Annotated in this window: 15 protein-coding genes; 6 read left to right on the top strand and 9 right to left on the bottom strand. The window is 74.4% G+C overall.

Annotated features, from left to right (window positions below; translation table 11 throughout):
• Positions 1 to 22 precede the first annotated feature (22 nt).
• Complete coding sequence (locus ACIF8S_RS09800; RefSeq protein WP_215212895.1) at positions 23 to 388, top strand: GntR family transcriptional regulator; 366 nt, start codon at positions 23 to 25, stop codon at positions 386 to 388.
• Between the two features lie 133 nt (positions 389 to 521).
• On the opposite strand, the gene ACIF8S_RS09795 is transcribed toward ACIF8S_RS09800, so the two are convergent.
• Positions 522 to 1,259, bottom strand: coding sequence for a DUF72 domain-containing protein (locus ACIF8S_RS09795; protein ID WP_399998409.1), 738 nt, complete (start codon positions 1,257 to 1,259; stop codon positions 522 to 524).
• A 16-nt stretch (positions 1,260 to 1,275) separates the two neighbouring features.
• Complete coding sequence (locus ACIF8S_RS09790; protein WP_399998407.1) at positions 1,276 to 2,370, bottom strand: DUF5925 domain-containing protein; 1,095 nt, start codon at positions 2,368 to 2,370, stop codon at positions 1,276 to 1,278.
• 169 nt (positions 2,371 to 2,539) lie between these two features.
• On the opposite strand from ACIF8S_RS09790, the gene ACIF8S_RS09785 reads away from it, so the two are divergent.
• A complete protein-coding gene (locus ACIF8S_RS09785) occupies positions 2,540 to 3,346 on the top strand; it encodes an SGNH/GDSL hydrolase family protein (RefSeq protein WP_399998406.1) in 807 nt (268 codons plus the stop codon).
• Positions 3,347 to 3,356: 10 nt separating this feature from the next.
• On the opposite strand, the gene ACIF8S_RS09780 is transcribed toward ACIF8S_RS09785, so the two are convergent.
• The 4 genes from ACIF8S_RS09780 to ACIF8S_RS09765 form a co-directional block, all read right to left on the bottom strand.
• Positions 3,357 to 4,997, bottom strand: coding sequence for a serine/threonine-protein kinase (locus tag ACIF8S_RS09780; protein WP_399998503.1), 1,641 nt, complete (start codon positions 4,995 to 4,997; stop codon positions 3,357 to 3,359).
• Positions 4,998 to 5,075: 78 nt separating this feature from the next.
• Positions 5,076 to 6,689 (bottom strand): nickel transporter, encoded by a 1,614-nt coding sequence (locus ACIF8S_RS09775; protein WP_399998405.1) that lies wholly within the window; start codon positions 6,687 to 6,689, stop codon positions 5,076 to 5,078.
• Entirely contained in the window at positions 6,686 to 8,449 is a 1,764-nt protein-coding gene (locus ACIF8S_RS09770) for a hypothetical protein (RefSeq protein ID WP_399998404.1), read from the bottom strand. Before ACIF8S_RS09770 ends, ACIF8S_RS09775 begins: the two co-directional genes overlap by 4 nt.
• 111 nt (positions 8,450 to 8,560) lie before the next feature.
• Complete coding sequence (locus tag ACIF8S_RS09765) at positions 8,561 to 10,093, bottom strand: DUF4331 domain-containing protein (protein WP_399998403.1); 1,533 nt, start codon at positions 10,091 to 10,093, stop codon at positions 8,561 to 8,563.
• 243 nt (positions 10,094 to 10,336) lie between these two features.
• On the opposite strand from ACIF8S_RS09765, the gene ACIF8S_RS09760 reads away from it, so the two are divergent.
• From ACIF8S_RS09760 to ACIF8S_RS09750, 3 genes are all read left to right on the top strand, one after another.
• Positions 10,337 to 10,879 (top strand): sigma-70 family RNA polymerase sigma factor, encoded by a 543-nt coding sequence (locus tag ACIF8S_RS09760; protein ID WP_215212902.1) that lies wholly within the window; start codon positions 10,337 to 10,339, stop codon positions 10,877 to 10,879.
• Positions 10,876 to 11,688 carry an anti-sigma factor domain-containing protein gene (locus ACIF8S_RS09755; protein WP_399998400.1) on the top strand — a complete coding sequence of 271 codons (813 nt, stop codon included), beginning with the start codon at positions 10,876 to 10,878 and terminating at the stop codon, positions 11,686 to 11,688. The genes ACIF8S_RS09760 and ACIF8S_RS09755 overlap by 4 nt, the downstream gene beginning before the upstream one ends.
• Before the next feature lie 126 nt (positions 11,689 to 11,814).
• Positions 11,815 to 12,087: a hypothetical protein gene (locus ACIF8S_RS09750; protein WP_024885250.1), complete on the top strand. Its 273-nt coding sequence runs from the start codon at positions 11,815 to 11,817 to the stop codon at positions 12,085 to 12,087.
• A 271-nt stretch (positions 12,088 to 12,358) separates the two neighbouring features.
• Here ACIF8S_RS09750 and ACIF8S_RS09745 read toward each other — a convergent pair whose 3' ends face one another.
• On the bottom strand, positions 12,359 to 13,141 hold the full coding sequence (locus ACIF8S_RS09745) for an ABC transporter permease (RefSeq protein ID WP_399998399.1): 783 nt from the start codon (positions 13,139 to 13,141) through the stop codon (positions 12,359 to 12,361).
• Positions 13,138 to 14,115 carry an ATP-binding cassette domain-containing protein gene (locus tag ACIF8S_RS09740; protein WP_399998398.1) on the bottom strand — a complete coding sequence of 326 codons (978 nt, stop codon included), beginning with the start codon at positions 14,113 to 14,115 and terminating at the stop codon, positions 13,138 to 13,140. The genes ACIF8S_RS09745 and ACIF8S_RS09740 overlap by 4 nt, the downstream gene beginning before the upstream one ends.
• Positions 14,116 to 14,178: 63 nt before the next feature.
• Between ACIF8S_RS09740 and ACIF8S_RS09735 the strand changes: the two genes are divergently transcribed.
• Positions 14,179 to 14,892, top strand: coding sequence for a TetR/AcrR family transcriptional regulator (locus ACIF8S_RS09735; RefSeq protein WP_399998397.1), 714 nt, complete (start codon positions 14,179 to 14,181; stop codon positions 14,890 to 14,892).
• A gap of 19 nt (positions 14,893 to 14,911) precedes the next feature.
• Here the strand turns inward: ACIF8S_RS09735 and ACIF8S_RS09730 are convergent, their stop codons facing one another.
• On the bottom strand, positions 14,912 to 16,441 hold the full coding sequence (locus ACIF8S_RS09730) for a discoidin domain-containing protein (RefSeq protein ID WP_399998395.1): 1,530 nt from the start codon (positions 16,439 to 16,441) through the stop codon (positions 14,912 to 14,914).
• Positions 16,442 to 16,501 lie beyond the last annotated feature (60 nt).

Raw genomic sequence — 16,501 nt, 5'->3', positions numbered from 1 at the left:
GGGGGTGCGCGAGAATCGCGGCGTGAGTGTGCAGATCCATATCGAGGACGGGGCGCCGCCGTACGAGCAGGTGCGGGCGCAGATCTCCGAGCAGGCGCGGTCGGGGGCGCTGCCCGTGGGGTACCGGCTGCCGACGGTGCGAGGGCTGGCCGAGACGCTCGGCCTCGCGGCGAACACGGTGGCGAAGGCGTACCGGGCGCTCGAGGCGGACGGGGTGATCGAGACCCGGGGGCGCAACGGGACGGTGATCGCTGCGGTGGGGTCGGCGGCGGAGCGGGAGGTTGCCGCGGCGGCGGAGGTATTCGCCGAGCGGGTTCGGCGGTTGGGGGTGGGGGAGGAGGTGGCGCTGGCCGCTGTCAGGGATGCGTTGCGGGCGGTTTCTGGGTGAGGTCGCGTGGCGGCTGCGGGTGGGTGGGGGCTGGGGGCCCGCGCCCCTGGGGTGGTGCGATTCGGGGTTGGCTGCGGGTGGTGGGGGTTGAGCGCGCAGTTCCCCGCGCCCCTTGAGGGGGTGGGGTGGGCGTTCAGGGGTGGGGCGTGGGGGGCGTCATGTTCATCAATGTTCTGGCGTTGTGGACCGCTGCCGCGTTGGGGTCGTTGTTGAAGTAGGCGTGGACGTCCGCGCTTGCCGGCCAGGTGGTGGTGATGCGGTCCAGCCAGGTGCGCAGGGCCTGGCGGCCGTAGTGGGGCCAGGGGTGGGCGCGGCCCTGGTGGAAGCGCACGTAGCCCCAGTCCGTGGTGCGCCACAGCGGGGTGACGGGGCGGGACAGCACGTCGGCCCAGCACAGCGCGGCGCCCCGGGCCTCCAACACCGCCCGCACCTGCGGTGTCCACCACGACGGATGGCGCGGCTCGACCGCCACCCGCGTCGACGCGGGGAAGCGGCGCAGGCAGGCGTCCAGCAGCGCGGGATCCGCCCGGAGCGTCGGCGGGAGCTGGAGGAGGACGGGGCCCAGCCGGTCGCCGAGGCAGGCGGCCCGGTCCATCAGGCGCTCCACCGGCTCCTCGGGGTCCCGCAGCCGCTTGATGTGCGTCAGGTAGCGGCTGGCCTTGAGCGCGACGACGAAGCCCGGCGGGGTGCGCACCCGCCAGGACTCGAAGGTCTCCCGGGACGGCAGCCGGTAGAAGGCGTTGTTGACCTCGACGGTGGCGAAGGCGGCCGCGTACTCCTCCAGCCACAGCCGTACCGGCAGACCGGGCGGGTACAGCACCCCGCGCCAGTCCTTGTACTGCCATCCCGAGGTCCCGACCAGCAGCGGCATGCGGCCCTCCCGGCTGTTACAGGTACAGGCCCGCGTCCGCGTCGCCGCGCGGTTCCGGCAGGGAGGTCGGGGAGGTGCCCCGGCGCAGGGCGTACAGCTCGGCCAGGCTCGCCCCCTCGCGTCCGACGCCTTCCACGCGGCCCAGCCAGTTCACCGCCTCCGTGCGGGTCAGCGGGCCCACCTCGATCCGGGCCAGGCAGCGGCCCGGACGCACCACGGCCGGGTGCAGGCGCTCCAGGTCCTCGTTGGTGGTGACGCCCACCAGCACGTTGCGGCCCTGGCCGAGCAGACCGTCCGTCAGGTTCAGCAGCCGGGACAGCGCCTGACCCGCCGTGTGCTTGGCCTCGCCCCGGATCAGCTCGTCGCAGTCCTCCAGGAGCAGCAGCCGCCAGCGGTTCTTGCCGGACGCGTCCTCCTCGCCGATCGCGATGTCCATGAGGTAGCCGACGTCGGAGAAGAGCCGCTCGGGGTCCAGGACGCAGTCCACCTGGCACCAGTCCCGCCAGGACCGGGCCAGGGTGCGCAGCGCGGAGGTCTTGCCGGTGCCCGGCGGGCCGTGCAGCAGGAGCAGCCGGCCCGAGATGTCCTCGGGGGTGGTCTTCATCAGACGGTCCATCGCGTCGGCGACCGGAGCCGTGTAGTTGGGCCGGATCTCCTCCCAGGTGCCGGCCGCGATCTGCCGGGTGGTGCGGTGCGGGCCGCGGCGCGGGGAGACGTACCAGAACCCCATGGTGACGTTCTCCGGCTGCGGTTCGGGTTCGTCCGCCGCGCCCTCGGTGGCCTCGTCCAGGACCTTGGCGGCCAGTTCGGCGCTGGTCGCGGTCACCGTGACGTCGGCGCCCCGGCTCCAGCGGGAGATCAGCAGCGTCCAGCCGTCACCCTCGGCCAGGGTGGCGCTGCGGTCGTCGTCCTTGGCGAGCCGCAGCACCCGGGCGTGCGGGGGCAGCAGGGTCGCACCGGAGCGCACCCGGTCGATGGAGACGGCGTGCGAGAAGGGCTGCTCGCCCGTCGCGAAACGGCCGAGGAACAGCGCGTCGACGACGTCGGACGGGGAGTCGTTGTCGTCGACGTTGAGCCGGATCGGCAGTGCGTCGTGCGGGTGGGAGGACATGTCGCCATGATCGGTCACGCGCGGGTCCCGTGCACCCGATTTGCCGGGTGCGCCGGTGCGCGGGTGTTTGTCCGGTACTCAACGGTAATAGTTTTGGCATGAACACTTCCACTCAACACGCGTAGGCGGTACGACGGTTGAGGCAGAGATCCTGCTAAAGGGAGGTTCCATGAGACGTTCCCGACTTGTCCTCTTCCTCGGCACGCTCCTCCTCGCCGTCACCACCGCCCTCACCGGGGCGGCCGCGGCGCACGCGTCACCACAGGCGGCCCCCGGGCCGTACGTGGCCCTCGGCGACTCCTACTCCTCCGGTGTCGGCGCCGGCAGTTACATCTCCTCCAGCGGCGACTGCAAGCGCAGCACGAAGGCCCACCCCTACCTCTGGGCGGCCGCCCACTCACCCTCGTCCTTCTCCTTCACCGCCTGCTCGGGCGCCCGAACGGGTGATGTCCTCTCCGGGCAGCTCGGCCCGCTCTCCGCGGGCACCGCCCTCGTCTCGATCAGCATCGGCGGCAACGACGCCGGTTTCGCCGACGTCATGACGACCTGTGTGCTCCAGTCCGACAGCTCCTGCCTCTCCCGCATCGCCACCGCCCGTGCCTTCGTCGACTCGACGCTGCCCGGCAGGCTCGACGGCGTCTACACGGCCATCCGCGACCGCGCCCCCAACGCCCACGTCGTGGTGCTCGGTTACCCCCGCTTCTACCGGCTCGGCGCCACCTGCATCGGCCTCTCCGAGACCAAGCGGAAGGCGATCAACGACGCCTCCGACCACCTCAACACCGCCATCGCCCAGCGCTCCCGGGCGTACGGCTTCACCTTCGGTGACGTCCGTACCACGTTCACCGGCCACGAGATCTGCTCCGGCGACTCCTGGCTGCACAGCGTGGACTGGCTGAACATCGGCAACTCGTACCACCCGAAGGCCTCCGGACAGTCCGGTGGCTACCTCCCCGTGCTCGACTCGGCGGCCTGACCCCGCGGGTTCAGTACCCGCCGCCGTCCGCACCGGACGCCGAAGCGGAGGCCCCGTCCGGCGGGGTCTCCGTCTCGCACACCACCGAGAACGGCACGGTCTTCGACGTCGCCCGCACCGGCTCGCGCACCTCGACCCCGATCCGGCTGTGGAACGTCCCGCTCTCCGCGTACGTCCGCACCACCACCGTGTCCTGCCGCGTCCGCCCGCCGTCCGCGGGGAACGACAGGGTCCGCCAGCCGCGGTCCACCACCGAACCGTCCTCGGCCGCCCAGCGGTAGGAGACCTCGGCGGGCAGCCGGTTCACCGTGAACGTCGCCGTGAACGCGGGCGCCCCGTCCTCCGGCGGCGGACAGGCCCCGGAGTACTCCGTGTGCGCGCCGGTCACCGTGACGGACACGGTGAGCGCCGGGGGAGTGGTCTCCCCTTCGTGCCCGTCGCCGCCACCGTCCCCGTCGTCCCCGTCGTCCGCCGAGGACGAGGAGGTGGCCGGGTCACCTGTGCGTCCCGTCCCGCCGGCGCCCTCGCCGTCGGTGCCGCTCCGGGCGGGCGAACTGGCCCCGCCGCCCCCGGCCTCCGGTCCACCGTCGTCCTGGTTCAGCAGCGCGTACGTCAGCCCGGCCAGCGCGAGCGCCAGCAGCACCACCCCCGCGACCAGCAGCACGGCACCCCGGCGACCGCGCCCGGACGGGGCGGCGGGCGACGTGACGGCCGTCGGCGTCCCCGTCACGGGCGTCCCCGCGACCGGTGCCGCTGAGGCCGGCGCCGGTGTCCCGGAGTACGACGGCGGAAGCGCGGCCACCGTCGGGGCGTACGACGAGGCCGTACGCCCCGGGTCCGCGCCCGGCGAGCCCCCGGCGCCGACGACCCGCAGATCCTGCAACACCTGGCCGGCCGGCAGCCGTCCGGCGGGGTCCTTGCGCAGCAGCTTCTCGATCACCGGCCCGAGCGGACCCGCCCGGCGGGGCGGCGGCAGTTCCTCGTCGACGATCGCCCGCAGCGTGCTCAGCGGGGTGTCCTGCCGGAACGGGGACCGGCCCTCGACCGCCGCGTACAGCAGCACACCGAGCGACCACAGGTCCGACTCCGGGCCCGGGGTACGGCCCAACGCCCGCTCCGGCGCGAGGAACTCCGGCGACCCGACGACCTCGCCCGTCATGGTCAGCGCGGAGCTGCCCTCGACCGTGGCGATCCCGAAGTCCGTGAGCACCACCCGGCCGTCGTTCGCGATCAGCACGTTGGCGGGCTTCACGTCCCGGTGCAGCACTCCCGCAGCGTGCGCGGCACTCAGCGCGGCCAGCACCTCCGCGCCGATGTGCGCCGCCCGCCGCGGCGACAGCGGGCCCTCGGCCTCCAGCACCTCCGCCAGCGACAGACCGCGCACCAGCTCCATGACGATCCACGGCCGTCCGTCCTCCGTAGCCACGTCGTACACGGTGACCACGTTGCGGTCGGTGATCCGGGCCGCCGCCCACGCCTCCCGTTCCAGACGGGCGTACATCCGCTCCACGTCGGACGCCGGCAACCCGGCCGGGGCGCGCACCTCCTTCACCGCGACCTCGCGGTTCAGCACCTCGTCGCGGGCCCGCCACACGGTGCCCATGCCGCCCTCGCCCAGCGGCGACAGCAGCCGGTAGCGGCCGGCGATCATCCGCTCACTGCCCGGTTCTTCGGACACGGCGCCCCCATTCGCGTCCGGGCGAATTCACCCTTTCCTCATGAAAGTAGCTCAGCCGAGTGCGGATGCCGCCCCCCTGAACACCAATCCGGCCCCCAGGACGAGGACGACGCACGCCGAAGCGAGGGGCGCGCTCCGGCGCACCAGCGCCGCCCACGGCGCGCTCGTCCAGCGCGGGCGCCGGGCCAGCAGCCGGGACACGCCCCCGCCCGCCCGCACCACCGCGTAGCCGGCGGCGGTGAGGGTGAGGGCCAGTCCGACGCCGTACGCGACGACGAGCAGCAGCCCGAACCAGGCGTGGCCGAGGGCGGCGGCGCCGACCAGCACGACGACGGCGGACGGGCTCGGCACCAGCCCGCCGGCGAAGCCGAGCAGGATCGTGCCGCGGAGGGTGGGCGCGGTGGGGTGGGTGTGGGTACGGCCGACGTGGGTGTGCGTGAGGGGGGTGTGGGGGTGGGGGTGCGCGTCGCCGTGGGGGTGGTCGTGGCTGTGGGGGTGATCGCGGTCGTGTGCGTGGGTGCTGTCGTGCCCGTGCTCGTGCTCGTGTGTATGCCCAGGCCCGTGCCCGTGTGTATGCCCGGGCCCGTGCTCGTGGGTATGCGCGTGCCCGTGGGCCTGGTTGCGGTGGTGGCGCCAGGCGCGGCGTACCAGCTGGGCGCCGGCCAGGGTGACCAGGGCGCCGCCGGCGATGCCCAGCCACGCGACCACCGAGGGCGCGGCGGCGGAGCCGGCCGTCACCATCAGGCCCAGGGCGATCACACCGAGGGTGTGGGTCACCGTCACGGAGGCGGCCATCGGCAGCACGTCACGGAGCCGGGCCCCGCTCCCGCGGGCCGCCGCGGTCGCGGCCATCAGCGTCTTGCCGTGGCCCGGGGCGAGCGCGTGCATCGCGCCGAGGACCACCGCGAGCAGCAAGGCCGACGCCGCGAGACCGGCGGTCAGGTCGCGCCGGGCGACGAGGTCGTCCAGCGCACGGGTCCAGCGGTCGGCGCCCCGGGGCAGCACGGCGGCGGCCGGAGCGTCCGCCTCGTCCGCCCCGTCCGCCGCCAGTGCCGGGCCGCCCGGCCGGACGCGCAGGGTCGCGGTCCGGGTGTCGGGCGGGGACGTGAGCCGCCGCTCCGGGTAGCGGGTCAGCCGGGCGGAGAGGGAGTCCTCCGGTACGTCCGAGGCGGTGAGCGTCGTACGGTCGCCCCGCGCCGTGATCTCCCGCCAGCCGGGGCCGGATTCTTCGCCCGCCGCGCGGAATCCGACGCCGACCGTACGGTGCCGGGGGAGGGACGCGGTCAGCCGGCACTCCACGCGCAGGGTGTCCAGGCCCGCCTGACCGGGGTTCACCCGCACGCGGGCGGAGCGCACCGTGAGCGGCGCCGGGCGCCCGTCGGCACGTACCGCGCTGTCCCGCGCGGCCGTCGCGCACCGCTGCCGGGCCCAGGCGTCCCGGCCCAGCCGGGTGAGGTCAGGACCGGCCTGGGTGGCGGGGATCTCGGCGAGGTCCTCGACGTGGTGCACGCGCAGTTCGCCGGGCGCCGCCACCAGTCCGTCGTAGCGGTTGACGGTGAAGTTGCCGAGCGGGTGCGCGCTCGCCCCGGCGGCCGGGCCCAGGGCGAGCGCCCCGGCGGCGGTGAGGACCGCGGCGCCGGCGGCGGCGGAGCGGAGCGGGGTCACCGTGCCGCCTCCCGTTCCGTCAGGCCCGTCCGTTCCGTCAGTTCCTCCAGCGCGGCGCGTGCCGCACGGGCGCCGAGCGGGGAGAAGCCCGGGTTCAGCTCCAGGGCGGCGGTGAGGGAGGCGTGGGCGGCGCGGTGGTGGCCGGCGGCCCGCTCGATCATGCCCCGGTGGTAGAGGAAGGCGGCGTCGCGGTAGCCGGTGGCCGTGGCGCGACGGGCGTAGGGAAGGGCCTCCGCGGAGCGGCCGGACCGGTGCAGGGCCCAGGCGAGTGCGTCCGCCGTGTGCACGGTGTGCCGGCGGCCCCACTCGGCACGGGCCGCGCGCAGCGCCTCGGCGGTGTCCCCGTGGTCGGCGGCGGCGAGCGCGGTGTCCAGGTCGGCGTCGACGCCCCCGGCCCGGGCCAGCGCGGTCCAGGCGTCGACCAGGGCGTACTGCTCCCGCGCCCTCGCGCGGTCTCCGGGGCCGCCGCGGGCCTCGTACAGCTCACCGAGGGCGACCAGCGGTCCGGGCAACGGGGAGCGGGCGACGACCTGCTCCAGCGTGCGGACGGCGCCCGCGCGGTCGCCGCCCGCCGACTGGGCGCGCGCCCGGCCCTCCAAGGCGGGGAGGTGGGCGTCGTCCGCCGCGAGCGCCCGCGCGTAGTGGTGAAGGGCCGCCGGGTACCGGCCCTGGCCGCGTTCGAGGTTGCCCAGCGCGGTCGCGACGTACGCCACGTCCGCGGCGGAGGCGGCGCCGTCGAGCGCGCGGTGCAGCACCCGCCGGGCGGTGGTCACGTCACCGCGCAGCTCCCGCACGTAGGCGTACCGCGTGAACACGGGTACGCCCGGACGCCTGCGGTCGGCGACCCGCGTGGCCCGCTCCGCCTCCTCGTACCGGCCGAGTTCCACCAGGGCGTCGATCCGGGAGCACAAGGCGCGCTCGCTGTACGGGTTCTGTGCCAGGGCGCGGTCGGCGTACTCCAGGGCGCCGGGGAAGTCGTGGCGGGCGGCGGCGAGGGCGGCCTGGCCGGCGAGCGCCTGGTCGTTGCCGGGACGCAGGGCGAGGGAACGGCCGAGGGCCTCTTCGGCGGGGGCGTAGCGGGTGGGGTCCCCGTCGGTGCGCGCCCGCTCGACGTGGACGAGGCCCAGGGTGGCCCAGGCGCCGAAGTCCTTGGGCTGGGCGTGCAGATGGGCCCGCAAGGAGCGGATCGCCGTGTCGAGGCCACCCCCGGTGAGCATCCCGGCGGTCACCGGCCCGGCCGCGGGCGCCGCCGCCCGGGCCGTGTCCCGCCCGTCGCCCCCCACGGCGACGGCTCCGGCGGTCATCGCCACCGCGAGCAGCACGGCACACGACACCAGATGCGGCCCCCGCCCCCGCCGCGCAGCAGCGGCGAACCGCCGCAGGGCGACGACCACCCGCTCGCCCCCACCGCCGCCCGCGGCCGACACCTCTGCCCCGTCACCGGGTCGCGGCGCGTCGGCGGCCGGTTGCGGGACGGCCGGGTGTCCGTGGGCATCCGCCGGCACGCCCTCGGCGGGCCGGTGCGGCGCGGGCCTGTGCTCCCCTGCCGGGTGCGGGCTGTCCGGGGCATCCCCCTCGCGGGGGGCCGGGCGCGGACCGTCCGGCGCGTCCTCGCCCCCGGCGCCCGGGCGTGGGGCGTCCGGCGCGTCCTCGCCCCCCACGCCCGCGCGTGGGGTGTCCTGCGCCGGTCCGCCCCGGGGGGCCGGGGCGGCGGCGGGGTGGCCGCCTTCGCGGGCCGGGTCGTTCGTGCGCGGGGCCATGGCTCTCCTCGGTGGTCGGCGGCGCGGCCCTGACGTGGGGGGACGGGAGGGCCGCGCCTGTCGGTGGGGGCGGCCGGACGTGCCGGCCGCCCGGGGGATCCGGGGCGGCGGTCAGTACGCCCGGCGTCGCATCCGCCGCCACCACATCAGCGCCACGCCGATCAGCAGCAGTCCGCCCGCTCCCGCGCCCGCGGACGCGGCGACGAGGACGGTGTCGCTCGTGCCGTCCGCCCCGGCGGGCCGCAGCGCGTCACCCAGCTGGTTGCGCACGTCGTTGCCGCTGTCGACGCCCTTGGCGAGCGGGCCGCGCGACCCTTCCGTGGGGTTCGCCAGGTAGGGGAAGGCCGCGCCGAACTCCTTGTCGTTGGCGTCGACCGCGTCCCCCAGGTCGTTCTTCGCCCCGACCAGTTCCCCCTCGACGACCTGGAGCGCGGCGTCGACGACGTCGTCCGTCAGCCGGCGCCCGTTGGGGAAGCCGGCGGTGTCGCCGTCCAGGACACCCAGCCGCTTCGGCTTCGCGGCCGGCTCGATCGAGGTGTTGAGGCGCAGCATCTCCGAAGGGCGCACATGCGGCGGCTGGTTGAGGCCCTCCACGCCCTTGAGGAACACGTCGACCAGGTCCTCGCGCGGCTCCTTCGGCGCGGGGATCTTGTAGATCGCCTCGATCAGCTTCGGCAGCTCCGGCTCGGTGACGTTCTTCAGGAACTGCGCGTCGTCCCACGGCGCGGACGCGTTGAACGTGTCCTTGTCCCCGATCGGGTTGACGACCTCGTTCACCAGCGGGTTGCCCAGCCGGGACACCTGCACGAGATGCCCCTCGGCGTTCTCCCGCTGGGTGGTGGACCAGATGCCGACCACCGGCTGGTCCGCCGACTCGGTGATCAGGTGCGTCGGCACCTGCAGCGCGACGGAGTTGACGTTGTAGCCCTTGAGGGTGTCGTTGCCGACCTCGGAGAGGTTCCCGCCGTACAGCAGGTCGAAGACCCGCAGGTCCAGGAAGAACGGGTCGTCGGCCTGCCCGGCGAACGTGGTCGTGCCGCCCGCCAGTTCACGCACCGCCTGTTCGCGCAGGGTGTCGTAGTCCGGCATGGACGCCTTGCCGACGTTCGACGGGGCCACCGGCACGTCGTGCGCGATCTTCGTACGGGACACCGCGTGCTGGTTCTTCAGCTTCAGCAGCTCGACGTCGTAGGTCTGCGTGACGTTGAGGTCCGGGTCGTCCAGGGCGGTGACCGGCCCGGTGTTGTACAGGAACGTCTTCTCGTTCTTCACGTGGGTCTCGAAGGTGTAGCGGAACAGCAGCTCGCCCTGGGCGTCACCGTTGTTGTCGATGTGGATGTCGTACTGCGCGTCCTCCGCGAACGTGAAGAAGTTCGGCCCCCCGGCCGGCTCCTCGAAGGGGATCCAGTTCGCGATGATCGTCGTCGTGTCCGGCTTGTCGGGACTGACGAACGCGTACAGGTCCGTGTTGTCGTACTGCGGGGTGCCCGAGATCAGCGGGGCCTCCCGGTGGGAGGAGGCGGAGGCCGCCTCGGGTTCCAGCGCGGACGCGCCGGCGGCTGCGAGCCCCCCGGCGGCCAGCGCACCACAGATCAGGGTCGCGAGGCCCCTGCGCCCCGCAGGGGTCCTGGAGTTAGGTGTCATGCCGTCCGTCCTCAGTGCCGACTTGCCTTGACGCACTGGGATTCGGAGCCCCGGGCGGGCCGGATTGGCCGAACCGTGAACTTGTTCCCGCACCCCTCCCCGACGGCCACCGCGCCCGTAGCATTTCTCCCCGCCGACCCGCGTTTTCGGCCCCGTGATCCGTACTTCCCATCCGGAGGCGCGCTCGCTGCGCATGCCGTGTGCGACCGGACGGTCCGGCGGGCCGGGGAAGGGGGAGGGGCGTTGGAGGCGGATCAGCTGCTGATCCAGGTGGCCGGCGGCGACCAGAAGGCGTTCGAGGATCTCTACGGGCTGGTCTCCGGACCGGTGTACGGGCTGGTGCGGCGCGTGGTGCGGGACCCGGCCCAGTCCGAGGAGGTGGCCCAGGAGGTGCTGCTCGAACTCTGGCGCTCCGCCGCGCGGTTCGACCCGGGCCGGGGCAGCGCGCTGTCCTGGGTGCTCACCCTGGCCCACCGCCGCGCCGTCGACCGGGTGCGCAGCGTCCGCGCGGCGGGCGAGCGCGAGCAGCGCGAGGCCCGGCGCGGCCACGGCCCCGCCTTCGACCAGGTCGCCGAGGAGGTCGAGGCCGGACTCGAACGCGAGTGGGTGCGCCGCTGTCTGGACCGGCTCACCGCACTGCAGCGCCAGTCGGTGACGCTCGCCTACTACGACGGCTACACCTACCGGGAGGTGGCCGAGCGGCTCAAACTGCCGCTGGGCACCGTCAAGACCCGTATGCGGGACGGGCTCACCCGCCTCCGGAACTGTCTGGGAGGCGCGGCATGAGTCCGTTCGGCCGGCTGTTCTCCCGGGAGGACCTGCACTCGCTCGCCGCCCCCTACGCCCTCGACGCCCTGGAACCCGCCGAGCGGGTCCGCTTCGAGAAGCACCTGAGGTCCTGCGCCCGGTGTGCCGCCGAGGTGCGCGACCTCGCCGAGGACGCCGTCCGGCTGGCGTGGTCCACGGCCGCGCCCGCGCCGCCCGCCCTGCGGGACCGGGTCCTCGCCGCCGTGCGCACCACCGCCCAGGAACCCGCGCCGCAGGCGGACTCCCGTGCGCGCGAACCGCGGCTGCCGCCGCACGTCTGGGGCTCGGCACCTCCGCCGCGCGTCCGGGAACGCCGCCCGCTGTTCGTGCCGTTCGCCACGGCCACCGCCGCCGCGGCACTCGTCGTCGCCGCGCTGTTCGGGGTGCAGGCGGACCGGACCCGGGACGAACTGAACGCCGCACGCGACCGGACACGTGAGATCGCCCACGTTCTCGCGGCCCCCGACGCCCGCGCGAGCAGCGGCCGGGACGCACGCGGCCGCACATTCGGAGTGATCGCTTCCGTATCGGCTCGCGGTGCCGTCGTCACTCTGGGCGGATACGGCGACCCTCCGAACGGACGTGTGCGCCAGCTCTGGCTCATGGACCAGGACGGCCGGCCCCGCTCCCTGGGCCTCTTCCAGGGCGACACGCCCTTGGTCGCGTCCGGTCTCGACACCTCGGCGACGTCACTCGCGGTAACCGTCGAACCGGACGGCGGCTCTCCACAACCCACCGGCCAGCCCATCGTCCAACTCGCCCTGAAAACGGTCGGATTCGGAGAGTAATCGTCGAGTGTTCGTCAACACCCTTACGGGGAAGGTGAATCCTGTGACCTCGATACACGGGTGCCCGTATGGGGCGATAGGGTTACCCTGCCCGGGCCGGGTGGAGTCGTACGGGTGGGGAGTGACATGGAACAGATAACAGTGCGCAGTAGGGCCAGGGTCCCTGCGATCACCTGCGGCAGCAGCGCGAGCAGTTCGCGTCTCGACCGCCATCTCTCGGTCCTCGCGGGGCCGGCGGTCCCGCAGCGGGAGACGGCCGAGGCGACGTCGCTCATGCGTGAGCTGACCGCGCGTGACAGCGCGCACCACGGCACCAGGGGCGCGCGGGCCCGCACGAGCCGCGTCTCGCTCTTCGCCCCGCTGCGCCGACTGCGCCGCTCCCTGTTCGGCAGCCGGTAGCGTCCGCGCCGGACGGTCCACCCGTCCCGGCGCGGCGCGCCCGCCCGCTCGCCGTCCCCACGGCCCACCGCCCCGTTCCGCCGGTCCACACAATCCCCGGCACCTCACCCTGCCGTCGCCACCGATCCCACCCGGCCGCGACCGCAGGGCCCGGTTCAGCGGCCCTCCCGCCCGCGCACCCACCGCGGACCCGGTGCTGCCGTGACCCCCGCGCGCACCCGGCGTGACCAGGGACCTCGTCGCCGTCCCCACGCGCCCGGCGCCTCTCCCGTCACCGCTTCCCGTGCGCGTACTGCCGTACCGCGAGCGGAACGAACACCGCGAGCAGCACCGCACACCAGGCCAGTGACCCCGCGACCGGGTGCGCCGTCGGCCAGGCCGAACCCTGAGGTACCGGAGCGTTGCCGAACAGATCCCGCAGCGCCGTCGCCACCGCGCTGATCGGATTCCACTCCGCCACCGTGCGCAGCCCGTCCGGCAGCCCCGCCGTCGGGATGTAGGCGCTCGACAGCAGCGGCAGCAGGAAGGTCGCCCCGCCCAGCTGACCGGCCGCCTCCTCGTTCCGCGTCAGCAGACCCAGGTAGATGCCGGCCCACACGCACGCGAACCGGAACAGCAGCAGCAGACCGACGGCGCCCGCCGCCTCCAGCACGCCGCCCTCCACCCGCCAGCCCACCGCGAGCCCCACCAGCAGGAACGGCACCGACCCCGCCGCCGTGACCAGGACGTCGGCGACCGCCTGGCCCGCCGGCACGGCCGCCCGGCTCATCGGCAGCGTCCGGAACCGGTCCGTCACCCCGCGGTGCACGTCCTGCGCCGACTGGAACATGCCGGTCATCACACCGCCCGCCGCCGTCGCGACCAGCAGCCCCGGCACCAGGAAGGACCGGTACCCGGCGCCCGGCACGGCGAGCGCGCTGCCGAAGACGTAGCCGAAGAACAGCAGCATGCTCACCGGCATCGTCTGGGTGAGGATCAGCAGCCCCGGGTTGTTCCGCATCCGCCGCAGCTGCCGGCCCAGCATCGCGGTGCCGTCGTACGCCAACGTGCTCAAGCGGCACGCTCCTTGTCGCCGTGGGGGAGGTCCGCCGGGTCGGCCGGCGGTTCGGTCAGCCGCAGGAACACGTCGTCGAGGGTCGGCGGTCTGAGGCTCGCGTCGAGCAGCGGCACGCCGGCCGCGTCCAGCGTGCGCACCAGGTGCGGCAGGGTGAGCGTGGGGTCGCGGGTGACCGCGCCGACCGTGTGCCGTTCGCGGTCCAGCGAGGGCCGCGATCCGGTGAGCCGGTCCAGCACCCCGGCCGCCGCCTCCAGGGCGTGGCCGTCCGCCACCACCACCTCGGCATGCGTCCCCACCAGGGCCTTCAGCTCGGCCGGTGAGCCGGTGTGCGCGACCCGGCCCCGGTCGACCAGCGCGATGTCGTCGGCCAGCTGGTCTGCCTCCTCCAGGTACTGGGTGGTCAGCAGCACCGTCGTGCCGTCGCCGGTCAGCTCCCGGACCACCTCCCGGACCAGGTTGCGGCCGGCCGGGTCGAGCCCGGTCGTCGGCTCGTCCAGGAACAGCACCTCGGGCCGCCGGACCAGGCTCACCGCGAGGTCCAGCCGCCGCCGCATGCCTCCCGACCAGGTGGAGGCGGGACGGCCGGCCGCCTCCGTCAGTCCGAAGCGGGCGAGCAGTTCGTCGGCGCGGGCGGCCGCGCCCCGCGCCCGGTGCAGCCGCGCGAACAGCCGCAGGTTCTCCCGGCCGGTGAGGTCCCCGTCGATCGACGTGTCCTGCCCGGTGACGCTAATCCGCCGCCGTACGGCGGCGGCCTCGCGCAGCAGGTCGTGGCCCGCGACCCGCGCGGACCCCGCGTCGGGGCGCAGCAGCGTGGTCAGCAGCCGGACCGCCGTCGTCTTGCCCGCGCCGTTGGGGCCGAGCAGCCCGCACACCGTGCCCTCGGCCACCGCCAGATCCAGCCCGCGCAGGGCACGCACGGCACCGAAGCGCTTCTCCAGGCCCTCACTAAGTACAGCGTACGTAGTAGTCATGGGGTGACCATAGCGCACTACGTACGGTGTACGTAACTACGATGGTGAGCGAGGTGATGACCGATGGCGGGCCGAGCGGCCGAACCCGAAGTGATCTGGGCGCGCCCCGAGCGCAGCGGCCGTGGGCCCAGGCCGGCGTACAGCCGCGCCGACATCGCGGCCGCCGCTGTGCGGGTCGCCGACGCCGAGGGCCTGGACGCGGTCTCCATGCGCCGCGTCGCCGCCGAGCTGGGCTGCGGCACCATGTCGCTGTACAACTACGTCCCCCGCAAGGAGGACCTGCACGAGCTGATGGTCGACGCGGTCGCCGCCGAGCACGAACTGTGGGAGCCGAGCGGTGACTGGCGCGCCGACATGCTGCGGGTCGCCCACCAGAGCCGGTCGCTGATGCACCGCCACCCGTGGCTGCCGCGGCTGATGTCACCGGTCTACGGCTTCAGCCCCAACTCCCTGCGCTACCTGGAGCACTGCCTGGCCTGCCTGGACCCGATGCCCGGCCCGCAGGGCACCAAGCTGGAGCTGATCGCGATGCTGAACGGCGTCGTGACGACGTACGTCTCCAACGAGCTGGCCACCGCCGAACGCACCCGCTCGCTGCCCTGGTCGCAGGAGCGGGAGGACGCGGTCCGCAGCGCCTATCTGATGTCCCGCGTCGCGAGCGGCGCGTATCCGAGGATGGCGGCGGCCTTCGCCGAGGACCCGGGCCCGATCGACCTGGAGGCGGTCTTCGAACGTGCCCTCACCCGGGTCCTGAACGGCTTCGACCCCCGCCACTGAACCCCACGCGGGCCCGGTGTCAGTGCGTGCGCAGTCGTGCCGCCAGGGCGGCCAGCGTCTGTGCCGTCTCGGCGAGGCTCGCCACGGCCGTCTCCAGGTCCGAGGCGACGCGGGAAGCGGCGGCGGGGAGACCGGTGGGGGACGAGGCGGCGACGGGGGTGCCGCGGTAGCCGATGGGGCCCTCGTCATGACGCTGGTAGTAGCCGGTGAAACCCTGACCGGCCGGACCCTCGAGGAAGCGGATCTGGGCGAGCTGGGTCTCGTGCGCGCCGCCGTTGCGGGTGATCTCCAGACGGAGGTGGCGGTGGGTCTTGGGCGCGCCGCGCAGGAAGAACTCCCGCGCCTGGTACCGGCGGTCGAACGTCTCACCCGTGCGGGAGTCCAGCGGTGTCCAGGTGCGGCCGTCGTCGGAGCCGTGGAGGGCCCAGTCCTGGGGGTCACGGTCGGGGAAGTCGTTCGCCGACACGAGGACGTACGAGGTGACGGTGGCCGGGCGGGCCAGCGCGAAGTCGAGCAGCGCGGTGTCGTCGCCCGCCAGCCACTTGCCGCGGGAGTCGTCGAGGAGGTTGTGGGCGACCTCGCCCGCCGCGACGTGCTCGTCGCTCGCCTCGGCCTCGGTCACCTCGGCCTCGTCCTCCAGCGTGTGCAGCACGACCACACCGGAGTTGCCCCGCTGGTCCCGCCAGGTCACACGCTCCGGCGCGGCCCCGCCGTCGTCCACCAGCAGCCGCAGTTCGTGGGAGCGGTGCCAGCCGCCGCCCCAGCCCTCCTCGGTGTGGAACCGGTGCAGGGACTCCGCCGGAACCTGGTCGACGCCCTCCGGATAGGCCCAGCGGCCGACGACGCGTCCCCGGTACTCGTGGACCGTGCCGTCCGCGTCACGGCGGCAGCCGTGGAAGTCGGACATGTTCGCCTGGAAACTGACGGCGGTCTCGGCGCCGTCGGTGCCGCGCCAGCCGAGCTGTGCGGGCAGCGCGTGCTCGCCCCGGTCGACGTGGAACAGCAGCCGCGGCGCCGGCCGCCAGTGCGCGGAGGAGGAGTGGGCGGGCCGCAGTTCCGTACGGTAGGCGAACACCGAGTCGCGGGCGGCCGCCTCCGTCCGGGCACGCTCCGAACGGCCGTGCTCCCACACGGGGTCGAGCGTGACCCGGTAGAGCCGGAGCATGGTGCGCGCCTCGGCCGAGGAGCGTATCTCCAGGGTGTTGGTGCCCGGCTTCAGCAGATGCCCGGGGACGGCGAAGACGTTGTCCTGCGGAAGGTCCCCGCCCCCGGGCACGGTCAGGTTCACGGCCACCGGCTCACCCTGCAGGAACACGTCCATCGGGGCGTACCCCAGCGACCTGCCGGCCTTGGACACCAGCGCGGTGACGGTCAGGGTCACCTGCGGAACGTCCTCCGGGTCCGCCACCTCGAACTCCAGGGTCACGCTCCCGCCCGCGCCCAGCGCCAGGTGCGACCCGGCGAACCGGGCCCCGCGCGGCCTGACGTCGGCGTTGGCCAGTCGGACCGGGTCGGCGGAGAAGTCCGCGTAGGTCGCCTCGAATCCCATGGGTGCAGCAGCTCCTGATGTCCGGCCGGCAGGGCGGCCGTCCGTGCGACGACCGTGAGC

This window comes from Streptomyces sp. NPDC085937 (genome assembly GCF_044540535.1).
Taxonomy (GTDB): domain Bacteria; phylum Actinomycetota; class Actinomycetes; order Streptomycetales; family Streptomycetaceae; genus Streptomyces.
The sequence above is the reverse complement of the archived record's forward strand: the minus strand, read 5'-3'. Positions and strand labels throughout refer to the sequence as shown.

Bases quoted from the DNA above. Each gene is read 5' to 3' on its own strand.
- ACIF8S_RS09740 (WP_399998398.1), bottom strand. From the start codon at position 14,115: ATGACTACTACGTACGCTGTACTTAGTGAGGGCCTGGAGAAGCGCTTC.
- ACIF8S_RS09730 (WP_399998395.1), bottom strand. From the start codon at position 16,441: ATGGGATTCGAGGCGACCTACGCGGACTTCTCCGCCGACCCGGTCCGA.
- ACIF8S_RS09795 (WP_399998409.1), bottom strand. From the start codon at position 1,259: ATGCCGCTGCTGGTCGGGACCTCGGGATGGCAGTACAAGGACTGGCGC.
- ACIF8S_RS09770 (WP_399998404.1), bottom strand. From the start codon at position 8,449: ATGGCCCCGCGCACGAACGACCCGGCCCGCGAAGGCGGCCACCCCGCC.
- ACIF8S_RS09765 (WP_399998403.1), bottom strand. From the start codon at position 10,093: ATGACACCTAACTCCAGGACCCCTGCGGGGCGCAGGGGCCTCGCGACC.
- ACIF8S_RS09750 (WP_024885250.1), top strand. From the start codon at position 11,815: ATGGAACAGATAACAGTGCGCAGTAGGGCCAGGGTCCCTGCGATCACC.
- ACIF8S_RS09735 (WP_399998397.1), top strand. From the start codon at position 14,179: ATGGCGGGCCGAGCGGCCGAACCCGAAGTGATCTGGGCGCGCCCCGAG.
- ACIF8S_RS09785 (WP_399998406.1), top strand. From the start codon at position 2,540: ATGAGACGTTCCCGACTTGTCCTCTTCCTCGGCACGCTCCTCCTCGCC.
- ACIF8S_RS09755 (WP_399998400.1), top strand. From the start codon at position 10,876: ATGAGTCCGTTCGGCCGGCTGTTCTCCCGGGAGGACCTGCACTCGCTC.
- ACIF8S_RS09790 (WP_399998407.1), bottom strand. From the start codon at position 2,370: ATGTCCTCCCACCCGCACGACGCACTGCCGATCCGGCTCAACGTCGAC.
- ACIF8S_RS09780 (WP_399998503.1), bottom strand. From the start codon at position 4,997: ATGATCGCCGGCCGCTACCGGCTGCTGTCGCCGCTGGGCGAGGGCGGC.